Genomic DNA, 11,021 nt, shown 5'->3' on the forward strand with positions numbered 1-11,021 from the left:
CAATGTGTGAATACAATTAAATCTTTGTACCCTTACTTAAAACCTTACAAATGGCTCGCGCTGTTTGCCCCGCTATTGATGGTAATTGAAGTGTTAGCTGACCTTCTTCAGCCTACTATTATGCAGCATATCATTGATTATGGCATTGCAAACAACGATCAAACATATGTTATCACGCGAAGTATCCTTATGCTCATGTTAGCAGTCATTGGCTTAGCTGCCGGTATCGTCTGCGCCATCCTTAGCACAAAAGCGGCAGTAAATTTTTCTACCGATATTCGGAAATCGCTTTTTGAAAAAATTGAAAACCTCTCAAACAGCAACAGAGACAAACTAGGGACTGGTCACTTAATTACCGTCATGACAAATGATGTAACGAGTGTTCAAAACGCATTGAATATGACGCTAAAAGTATTAGTTAGAGGTCCTTTACTTTTTGCAGGAAGTATTGTGATCGTGTTATTAACCGCTCGTTCTTTGTTTCCTATTATCGTTGTGGTCGTCCCTATTTTATTTTTATGCATTTGGTTTGTGATCACGAAAGCTGGAAAACTTTTTAAAAAAGTTCAGCAAAGCGTTGATCGTGTAAATACAAAAGTCCAAGAAAATTTATCAGGGATGCGTGTAGTAAAAGCGTATGTAAGAGAATCGTATGAAATCAATCAGTTTAAAGAAGCAAACAGCTCCTTGACGCGAGCTAATATGAGTGCTGTTCAGCTTATTTCGCTTTTAATGCCCGTTATTTTATTTGTCGTAAATATCGGAATGGTAGCTACTCTATGGCTGGGAGGACTTCAAGTCGAAGCAGGAAAAATTGAAGCAGGTGTGATTTTAGCTTTTATTAATTACTTAACGATTATTTTAAACGGACTTATGTCAAGCAGCATGGTGCTGATGCAAATTACACGCGCATTCCCTTCAGCTGAACGAATCGATTCTGTTTTAAAAACAAAAATAGACATCCCTCCAGCAAACTCTGCTGCTCAAATCAACAGACTTAAAGGTGATCTATCGTTTCAAAACGTTACATACAGCTATAGTAAAAATGGCGAAAACGTATTAAAAGATATTTCGTTCACTGCTAGACACGGGGGAACCATTGGCATTATCGGCTCTACTGGAAGCGGGAAGTCGACGCTTGCAAAACTTATTTCCCGCTTATATGATCCTGATGACGGCGAAATCTTCGTAGATGGAAAAAACCTTACGGACTATGACGTAAAAGTGCTTCGCTCATCCATTGGGTTTATTCCTCAAAAAGCTACGCTGTTTACCGGCACGATTGATATGAATATTCGAATGGGAAAAGATCAGGCTTCTTCCTCAGAAATTGAAGATGCTGCGGATTTTGCATGCGCAACGGAGTTTATTGAAAAACTTCCAGAAAGATATGAGTATCCTTTAACGCGAGGAGCAACCAATTTATCAGGAGGGCAAAAGCAGCGTCTTTCAATCGCGCGTGCATTTGTTAGAAAGCCCGCTATCCTGGTCATCGATGATGCAACTTCGGCATTGGACGCTGTCTCAGAAGCGCAGGTACTAAAACATTTAAAAGAAGAGTTTGCTGATGCGACCGTTATCATTATTGCTTCTAAAATTTCGTCTCTTCTCCACGCTGATCATATTATCGTCATGGATGAAGGCAAAATTGCTGAACAAGGGACTCATGAAGAGTTGCTTCGTTATCGCTCTCTTTATTACGACATTTACCTTGCACAAGGCGGAAAAGAGGTGTTGCCTAGTGAATAATCAAGGTAAAAATCAAATGAGCTCTATTCGCGGCCCTAGAGGAATGATGAAAGGCCCTGTAGTTAAGCCAAAGAATGCGAAAAAAACACTGTACAGAATCTGGTCATATATGGGGAAACGAAAACCTCCGCTTGCGGCTGCGATAATCTTAGTTATTGTGACTTCCCTGCTTAATTTATTAGGCCCTTATTTAATTGGGGTTATTATTGATGAGCATATTATTCCTAAAGATATCAGCGGGACGATACGAATGTCCCTTATTCTTGCAGGAATTTATATCACGACATCTTTATTAACATGGCTGCAAACCTATTTAATGGTGAACGTTTCGTTTACAACTATTGGAATGCTCCGCCAAGATTTATTTGCAAAGCTTCAGACTCTCTCCCTTCGCTTTTTTGACAAACGAGCTCACGGAGAGTTAATGAGCAGAGTCACAAATGATATTGATAATCTAAACAGCGCTCTGAGTCAAAGCGTTATTCAGGCTCTGTCCTCTATTTTGTCTTTAGTCGGCATTACCATTGCGATGTTCTCGCTCAACTGGATTCTTGCCATTATCACGCTGATTGTTATTCCCTTGATGGTTATAATCGTTCGACAAATATTAAAACGCAGCAGTGAAAATTTTGTCAAACGTCAAAAAGACTTAGGTGAGCTAAACGGCTTTGTAGAAGAAGCAATCTCTGGAGGAGAAGTTGTTACGCTTTTTAGTAAGGAAAAAGACTTTTTAACTGTTTTTAATGAACGAAATGAACAGCTGAGAAGTTCAGCAACAAAGGCGGAAACATTTTCAGGCTTTTTAGGTCCTGTCACAAACTTTATTAACAACTTAGGCTTAGCACTAGTGATCGGAGCGGGCGCATTTATGGCTGTTCAAGGTAGCGTTACAGTTGGGATGATCGCTTCATTTGTTAACTACTCACGTCAGTTCTCTCGCCCAATCAGTCAAATGGCAAACTTAGTAAACACCATTCTTTCAGCTATTGCCGGCGCAGAGCGCGTGTTTGCGATTATGGATGAGCAGCCGGACGTCACAAACAAGCCAAACGCTCTTTCTGTTACAAAATTTGCAGGAGACGTTGCTTTTGAAAACGTAGCATTTGGCTATAACGATGAAAAAATGATTTTAAAAAATGTTACACTGACAGCAAAAAAAGGTGAAATGGTTGCTTTGGTCGGTCCAACAGGTTCTGGTAAAACAACCATCATTAACTTGCTCACACGATTTTATGACATCTCAAACGGAGACATTAAAATTGACGGACGTTCCATCAGTGACTATAACATCCATGATTTACGAAACCGAATCGGCATTGTTCTTCAAGATACCTATTTATTTTCCGGTACGATTGCGGATAACATTCGATTTGGCCGGTTAGATGCCAGCGATGAAGAAGTGAAAAGCGCCGCAAAGATGGCCAATGCTCATTCGTTTATCAAACATTTGCCGCAGCAATACGATACCGTGATTTCAGCTGGTGGAGGAAATTTAAGTGAAGGTCAAAAGCAGCTTTTATCGATTGCTCGAGCCATGCTTTCTGACTGTGACATTTTAATTTTAGACGAAGCTACTTCCAATATTGATACAAAAACAGAAATTGATATTCAACGAGGAATGAGTAATCTATTAAAAGGAAAAACAAGCTTTGTGATTGCCCACCGCCTTAAAACGATTGAAAATGCAGATCAAATCCTTGTCTTAAAAGACGGACAAATTATTGAAGAAGGAAATCATGGCGAGCTGCTAGAAAAACAAGGGTTTTATCACAAGCTCTATACGCAGCAGTTTACGATTTAAAAGAGGTAAAATAAAAAGTATGTTAGTTTAAGGAAGGTCCGAATGAGTACTCGTTCGGACCTTTTCATTGTGTTGGTAAACGTAGGGTTCATCCAGTTAGTTGCTTCTAGCTGTTGATTAGAAAGCAAGGCGAAGACTCCTGCGGGAACAGCGGAAGGGATCAGACCCCGCAGGAGCGCAAGCAACGAGGAGGCTCATCGTCCGCGGAAAGCGAAGCCTTGCACGGAAATCAACAGTGGTGTAATAAATGATCGATATGAGCTCCTTTCTTACATTTGTTTGGCTTTAGATTGAATTGATGTAGTTATGTCTCAATCTCTTTTTTGTTCTATCACTTATCTATTACAGCTACAATTTTCCCTTTTACTCGACGAGTCGCCAGTTCATCTAATGCTGCCGGCACTTCGTCTAGTGAAATGACTTTTTCCACGAGTGCATTTAGCTTATTTTCTTGTAAAAGCAAAAGCATTCTATTTCCCATCTCAGCAAGCTTTCGCTGTTCTTTTACGTTATTAGACTGATGTACACTTCCTAATGCAACTTGATGAAACGATAGTGGGTGCGCAAACGAAATCGCATCGTTTACATTAGGCGGTCCCGCGATGAATGCAATTTGACCATTAAAAGCAAGAGCCTTTACCGACTCGTCTGCATTGTCTCGTCCAACGGTATCCAAGACTAAATCTACACCGATTCCATCGGTAAGCTCCAGCACTTTTTTCACAAAGTCTTCTTTGCGGTAGTCGATTACATAATCAGCACCTAAACTTTTTACAAACTCATGATTGGGAGAAGATGCGGTTGTGAGCACTGTAAGACCTGCATTTTTGGCAAGCTGCATGGCAAATCCTCCAACCCCTCCAGCACCTGCGTGAATTAAAATCGTTTGTCCTTTTGAAGCGTTCATTTTGTGAAACAATGCTTGATATGCTGTATATCCCGCACATGGAATAGCCGCAGCGTCTTCGAATGAAACTCCTTGCGGAATAAGAGAAACTGTGTGGGCTGTTGTCACTCCGTATTGTGCAAACCCGCCTTTTTTTGATAAATCGCTATGATATACAACGCGGTCTCCGACTTTGACAGCTGTGACTTCTTCTCCCACTTCCTCTACAACGCCAGCTGAATCAAGTCCTAATACATGAGGATATGTCCAACTAGGATTACCGCCGTTTCCTGTTTTATAATCTACAGGGTTCAGGGCAGTAGCTTTAATTTTAACTAAAATTTCACCTTTAGCTGGATGCGGCTTTTGAATATTTCCGACTTTCATCTCACTTACTTTCCCTTTTCCTTCTAGCAGTAAAGCTTTCATCAAGATCTCCCCTTTTACATTTCTTCCTTCAATTAAAAGTTCTTTTTCAGTATAATAAATACATGTTGTTTACAAAAGACGGCACTTTCATGTAACCAGGTACCTTCCCGGTAACCTAGGTCTATGGATATTAAATTATTATATCCATATTTCATATCTGTTTATGAATGGAGGATTAACGGTGAAAGCACCCCACTATAATATACCTGTTGAAGCAACGCTTGAAGTAATCGGCGGGAAATGGAAAGTTGTTATTTTATGCCTATTAAAAGAAGGCGAAAAACGTTTTAGTGAACTTCAGCGAGCTATGCCTGCTATTACCAAAAAAATGCTGTCTCAACAGCTAAAAGAATTAGAAAAAGACGGTGTGGTTAATAGAAAAGTATACAATGAAGTTCCTCCTAAAGTAGAGTACTCACTCAGTGAAGAAGGCGAAACCTTACGAGAAATTTTAAATATGATGTGCGCATGGGGAGATAGAAGAATGGGAAACACCCCAAATTGCAGCTAAGTTCTCCTAGCGGCTCTGTTAAAACAAACGAATAGCTATTGCCAGGAGCTATTCGCTTGTTTTATCTATTCTCCTACTCTTTCTTGCGATTCGCCCCTATGTAAGAACATCTGACAACACTATAGAATTCTTTCGCATTTTCAGCTATGATGATGTCGAACGATGCAGCCAGAATTGTCGAAATAAAACTCAAGAATGATAGGTGATTCAATGATGCAATTAGGTTTAGATTTATCCCAAAAACAACTATTAAAATTGGCCATGACACCTGAATTACGTCAGTCTATCAACATTTTAAATTATTCTACAGCCGATTTAGTTCATTATCTTCATCAGCAAGTCAATGAAAATCCTGTAATTAAACTGTCTGCTAGCGACTCTCAGCAAAAAGATTCATTTGATACTAGAGAACAGCGTTCATATTCAAAAGGTTATACCGATGACGATTATAATCCGTTTAATTATATATCTGATCAAACTGTGACATTAGAGAGTCATTTATTAGAGCAGCTGTCTATGCTAAATCATTTACACACACACCAAAAACACATCGTTCAATTTCTAATTGGAAACTTAAATAAAAACGGCTTTTTAGCAATTGAGCCAAAATTGGCAGCCGAACTGCTGAATGTTTCATTTAACGAAGTCAACGATATGATTCACGTTTTACAAAGCTTTGATCCGATTGGCGTGGGCGCTCAAAATTTTGTCGATTCACTGCTTATTCAAATTAAGGCCAAAAAGTCAAAGCCTCCTCTTTTATACGACGTGGTAAAACACGATATTGAAGATATTGCTAACAAAAAATATCGGAACATTTCAAAAAAATACTCTATTTCGATGCGTGAAGTACAAGAAATTGTTGACTGCTTGCGGACATTAAATCCTCGGCCAGCAGGAGATTTCCACGTCCCGCTTACGAAGTACATCTCGCCTGATGTAACGGTACAAAAAATTGACGGCCGCTATCATGTTATTCTTCATAGCGAGCTGCTTCCGTCCATCGAAATTAACAGTACCTACCAAAAGCTGGTTCATCGCTCTGCATGCGTAACAACCGATCGATACGTACAGGAAAAAATTCATGAAGCTACTTGGCTAATCAATAGTATTGAGCAGCGTAATGCGACGATTTACAACGTGTCCAAAGCAATTGTGGAACATCAGCAAGATTTTTTTGAAATGGGTATTTCGGGGCTAAAGCCGCTTACCTTAAAAGATATTGCTCAAAAAATAGACTGTCACGAATCAACGGTAAGCCGTGCGACTAACGGAAAGTATATTCAAACGCCACGCGGGCTGTTTGAGTTAAAATACTTTTTCACCAATTCTTTAGAGCGAACTGATGGCGAACAAAGCAATTCTACTGCCTTTATAAAAGAAAAAATTAAAACATTAATTGCCGAAGAAAATAAATTAAAACCTCTTTCAGATCAAAAGCTCATGTCTCTTCTTTCCAGCGAAGGAATTCAGATTTCAAGAAGAACAGTAGCTAAATACCGTGAAGAAGCAGGAATTGAAAGTTCTTCTAAGCGGCGACGATTTTAATATTGCTTATCCTAAATTACAGCTTTATCCCTACTAAAAAGAACCCGTTGATTTTACTCAACGGGTTCTTTTTATCGGTTTCCAATAAATAAAAGCCATATGATATTGATACGTATATTCATATGTGCCATTTATTTTCTTTACATGCTGTAAAATAATCTTCTCAGTTTCTAACTTGTCAATATCTTTAGAAAGCACCTTTGTCGAGTTCTTCTTGATAAGATCTTCGTACGTCTCATAGGTTACCGTTTTGGTTATAGGAACCAGCTTACAATCCGCGTAAATACCCAGTTCATATAAAATATTTAGTAAGTCAATATATTCCTTATGGCGCCATTTAATCTCGTACCCAAGCTTTCTATGTAACTCTACGTAGTGAGGCTTTTCTGGACCCGTTGACATGCCTATAACCGCCAAACGATTAGCCGAATCATTCATATTTAAGAGACCATCGACAATATTATGCATACGGTAAAAACAGTTTATTCCTACTACGGCATCATAGTTATCTGTTAGACGCTCATACTCCCATTTACCTTCTATGAACTTTAGATTAGAGCGGTCCTCTGATTGCGTTTGTAAGTAGCGAATAATGCTTGGCGAACAATCCATACACGTAAGTTCTTTTACATAATCAGCAATCGAAAACGTATAATTTCCCCAGCCAGGGCCAATTTCCATAACAGAGTCAGTTGGATTCAAAAAAGCAAGAAGTTCTCGTTGAAGCTGTTTTACTACAGGGTCATTTACTGAATTAAAAGACATTTTTTCTACATACTGCTGCCAAAATTCATCTTCAGCTCGGTCGTTTATCATCCGTTCCGATATTGAACCGTCCCATTCTTTCAGCCCTTCCTGCCACTTTTTTACACGATCACTTTCATATATCGAAAATTTTGTAAGCTGCATGTATTCACGTTCCCCTCTTTTATACGTAAACCTATACTATCATAAAGAAAAAGAGAGTTCCTTTTTAAACTGGAACTCTCTTTTTATATTAGTTAAATTATGCTGCTGCCTGTTCCTCTTTGTGATGCTTCTCTTTTCTGGCATTGATATAAAACATTATCAATGAAAGAGTGATGAAGATTGCTGCAAAGATTCCAAGTACGCCAGCCTGATGCCATACGTAGCCGAAATCATCACCAATGGAAATGATTTCACGGAAACCGCGAATTGCATAGGTCATAGGCAAGTACGGATTAATTGCCTGGAAAAATTCCGGTACAAGTGCTTTAGGGAATGTACCTGCACTGCCGCCAATTTGAAGCAGCAGAATAATGAAGGCTAAATACTGCCCTACTTTTCCTAACCCTGTTGTTAAGAACAAGATAAGTGTAAAGAACGTCACACCTGTAATCATGGTAAAGATATAGAAGTGCCAAATGCTTGTTACGTTTAAATGCAAGCCCCATAGAAGAGCTGTAACAGCAATCGCTGCCTGCAGCATACCTACAATAGTGATGACACTAAACTTACTTAAGAACCACGAAATGCCTGATGTCGGTCGAATTGATGGCTCTTTCATTGGATATACCGCTGAGAACATTAACGTTCCCGCAAACAAGCCAATACATAAGATGTATGGAGCTAATCCGACACCGTACTTATCTACGTTGTTTTGTTTATCTGATTTTAAATCCGTTGGATTTGAAAACATGCTATATGTTTTATCATCCGCTTTAACATCTTTTGCATCTTTTGCACCATCTGCTAAAGATGAATGAAGCTCGCTTGTTCCATCTGATAATTTAGATGAACCATCATATAGTTTGGACGAACCATTTGTTAACTCTTTAGAACCATTTACTAACTTGGTGGCCCCGTTTTCTAGCTGCGTTAAGCCATTTGCTAGCGCTGCGCTTCCTTGTTCAGACTTTTTAAGTCCATTCACAAGTTGCTGCTGCCCGTCAGCAAGCTTTCCAGCTCCTGTATGAGCGTCAGCTATACCGCTGTTTAGTTCCGCAAATTTGCTGTTGAACTGCTTTTCTCCGTCTGCTAGTTTAACAGCACCGTTGTATAGTTGAGTTTGGGCATTGTATAATTTTGTTTGGCCATTGTACAGCTGACTTTGTCCATCAGCAATTTTATTAATAGCGCTTTGAATATCTTCTCCGCCTTTAGACAGCTTTTGAAGAGCCGCAGATAACTCTTTCACTTTATCTACTTTTGCTTTTAGCTGCTCTGCTTTTTGCTGCTGTTCATCCATAAACTGCTGAGACGTAAGTTTTTTAATTCCTGCAATCAGCGTTTGTTTTTGCTCATCAGGAATGGACTCGTTGCTGTTAATGCTGTCAATGAGAGCTTGCTGCTGCTGTTCAAACTCTGCTTTTTTTGAATCGACCTGCTGTTTAATCTGCGTAATTTCCTGTTCTGCTTGATTAATTTGCTGCGTAACGCTGCTCACTTCAGCGTCCACTTGGTTTAAGCCGCTTGTAAACTGCGGTAATTTCCCTTGAAGTGTCTTTGTTCCTTCATTGAGCTGCTGTGTTGCACCTTGCAGTTTTGCAGTTCCGTCTTGTAGTTGTCCTAATCCAGTGCTAAGCTTTCCGGCACCTGTTTCAAGTTCTTTAGAAGCCGCATAAAGCTGCCCGCTCCCACTTTCTAGCTTCCCTAAACCGCTGTTTAGGCTGCCTAAGTTTTCATTAATTGTGTCCGCACCGTTTAGGAGCTTAGCAGCACCTGCATTTAAATCTGTTGCTCCTTTTCGTGCATCCGTTAATCCGTTTGCCAATTTAGCTGTACCGTCTTCGAATGTAACCGTGCTGTCTGCTAGTTTCTTCATATTATCTCGCAGCGTTTTCGAGCCGTTTTCGAGCTCTCCTGCACCGTCACTTGCTTTTTGAAGACCGTCCGCTACTTGCTTAAAGCTGTCAAATACCGTTTCAGCATACTGCTTTGTGACTGCTTCTTTAATCTGATCATTGATTTTAGCCACTGCATTTGAGCTAATTTGAGCGCCTGAATAGTTCTTTCCGGCATTTGTATGATAGATAAATTTCATTTTTTTAGGATCTTTATCCATTAATGTTGTTGCATTTTTGGAGAAATTCTTTGGAATTTCTAAAACTAAATAGTAGTCCTCATTTTTTAGGCCTTCTAACGCTTTTTCTTTGTTCGTAAATTTCCAGTCAAATTTATCATTTTTCTTTAAATCATCAACAAAATCACGACCGACATTCAATTTCTTTCCATCTAACGTAGCACCTTTATCTTCATTTACCACTGCAACTGGAATTTGATCTGTTTTTCCATATGGATCCCAGTAAGCAGATAAAAAGATGACATTATAAAGTAATGGAACAAATAACAATCCGCAAATCACAACAATAGTCATTGGTTTGGAAAAGATTTTTTTCCATTCTCCTTTAATCATATTCATGTTTTTTAGCCTCCAATAATCCTTACTTCCGCCTGACTGTTTGACCGAAAAACATTTTCGGTCATTAAGTTCTGATTAATGTTACCATATTCACAAGAATAAGGTCAATCGTTATTCTGTAATTAAAAGCTGATTTTAGCAGAAAGTTTAAAATCAGCTTTTTTAAGATAACGTTCATGCTATAGGCTTAAATCATTAACTTCATCCGCATCGTTTTTAACAAATGCCCTTCAAATTCATCATCAAATTCATCCACGAGCTGGAAACCTTTTGATTGATAAAAAGCACGGCCTATTCCGTTTTCCCTTTCTACATTAATGTAAACGATTTTTAGTTCCTTCGAGCGCTTCATTCCTTTTTCTAACAATTGCGAACCGATTCCTTTTCCTTGATAAGCAGGAAGTATATAGATAGATCCTAGTTCTATTTCCCCTCTGTTTTGTAGTGGGAAAAAGTTAGCGTACCCTACGATTTTCTCATCAATAGTTGCTACATAAATGAACGAATTACGCAAGCGCCACAGCATCCTTTTATTGGAGTATGCTTCTGAAAGAAACCGATTCTGAACGCTTCTAGGAATAATTCCTTCATATGTATCATACCAGCTCATCTTTGCGACGTATTGAACAGACGTAATATCTTCTTTTCTCATTTTGCGAATGATTACCTCCACTCACATCCCTCCTGACAATTTGCTGCTAAAATCGTACATAAT

At 39.1% G+C, this 11,021-nt stretch carries 9 protein-coding genes; 5 read left to right on the forward strand and 4 right to left on the reverse strand.

The window, feature by feature from the left end:
* Positions 1 to 6 precede the first annotated feature (6 nt).
* The 3 genes from ACFX4E_RS09405 (at position 7) to ACFX4E_RS09415 (ending at position 3,801) form a co-directional block, all read left to right on the forward strand.
* The gene (locus ACFX4E_RS09405) at positions 7 to 1,749 is read left to right on the forward strand and encodes an ABC transporter ATP-binding protein (RefSeq protein WP_028407627.1); all 1,743 of its coding nucleotides are present in this window, start codon (positions 7 to 9) and stop codon (positions 1,747 to 1,749) included.
* 16 nt (positions 1,750 to 1,765) lie between these two features.
* Positions 1,766 to 3,550, forward strand: a complete 1,785-nt coding sequence (locus ACFX4E_RS09410; protein WP_208757605.1) for an ABC transporter ATP-binding protein — start codon at positions 1,766 to 1,768, stop codon at positions 3,548 to 3,550.
* A 113-nt stretch (positions 3,551 to 3,663) separates the two neighbouring features.
* Positions 3,664 to 3,801 carry a hypothetical protein gene (locus ACFX4E_RS09415; RefSeq protein ID WP_165802481.1) on the forward strand — a complete coding sequence of 46 codons (138 nt, stop codon included), beginning with the start codon at positions 3,664 to 3,666 and terminating at the stop codon, positions 3,799 to 3,801.
* An 80-nt stretch (positions 3,802 to 3,881) separates the two neighbouring features.
* Here the strand turns inward: ACFX4E_RS09415 and ACFX4E_RS09420 are convergent, their stop codons facing one another.
* Positions 3,882 to 4,865 carry a zinc-binding dehydrogenase gene (locus ACFX4E_RS09420; protein WP_116515237.1) on the reverse strand — a complete coding sequence of 328 codons (984 nt, stop codon included), beginning with the start codon at positions 4,863 to 4,865 and terminating at the stop codon, positions 3,882 to 3,884.
* A 163-nt stretch (positions 4,866 to 5,028) separates the two neighbouring features.
* Here ACFX4E_RS09420 and ACFX4E_RS09425 point away from each other — a divergent pair, with 163 nt between their 5' ends.
* Together ACFX4E_RS09425 and rpoN are read left to right on the forward strand one after the other, a co-directional pair.
* Positions 5,029 to 5,376 carry a winged helix-turn-helix transcriptional regulator gene (locus ACFX4E_RS09425; protein WP_183128396.1) on the forward strand — a complete coding sequence of 116 codons (348 nt, stop codon included), beginning with the start codon at positions 5,029 to 5,031 and terminating at the stop codon, positions 5,374 to 5,376.
* Between the two features lie 210 nt (positions 5,377 to 5,586).
* Entirely contained in the window at positions 5,587 to 6,924 is a 1,338-nt protein-coding gene (gene rpoN / locus ACFX4E_RS09430; RefSeq protein ID WP_377237362.1) for an RNA polymerase factor sigma-54, read from the forward strand.
* 57 nt (positions 6,925 to 6,981) lie between these two features.
* On the opposite strand, the gene ACFX4E_RS09435 is transcribed toward rpoN, so the two are convergent.
* The 3 genes from ACFX4E_RS09435 to ACFX4E_RS09445 form a co-directional block, all read right to left on the reverse strand.
* Positions 6,982 to 7,833: a class I SAM-dependent methyltransferase gene (locus ACFX4E_RS09435; RefSeq protein ID WP_377258285.1), complete on the reverse strand. Its 852-nt coding sequence runs from the start codon at positions 7,831 to 7,833 to the stop codon at positions 6,982 to 6,984.
* A 97-nt stretch (positions 7,834 to 7,930) separates the two neighbouring features.
* Entirely contained in the window at positions 7,931 to 10,306 is a 2,376-nt protein-coding gene (locus tag ACFX4E_RS09440) for a YhgE/Pip family protein (protein ID WP_377237360.1), read from the reverse strand.
* Positions 10,307 to 10,493: 187 nt separating this feature from the next.
* On the reverse strand, positions 10,494 to 10,979 hold the full coding sequence (locus tag ACFX4E_RS09445) for a GNAT family N-acetyltransferase (RefSeq protein WP_081085192.1): 486 nt from the start codon (positions 10,977 to 10,979) through the stop codon (positions 10,494 to 10,496).
* Between the last annotated feature and the right edge of the window lie 42 nt (positions 10,980 to 11,021).

It is taken from the genome of Priestia sp. YIM B13491, assembly GCF_042787605.1.
Taxonomy (GTDB): domain Bacteria; phylum Bacillota; class Bacilli; order Bacillales; family Bacillaceae_H; genus Priestia; species Priestia megaterium_E.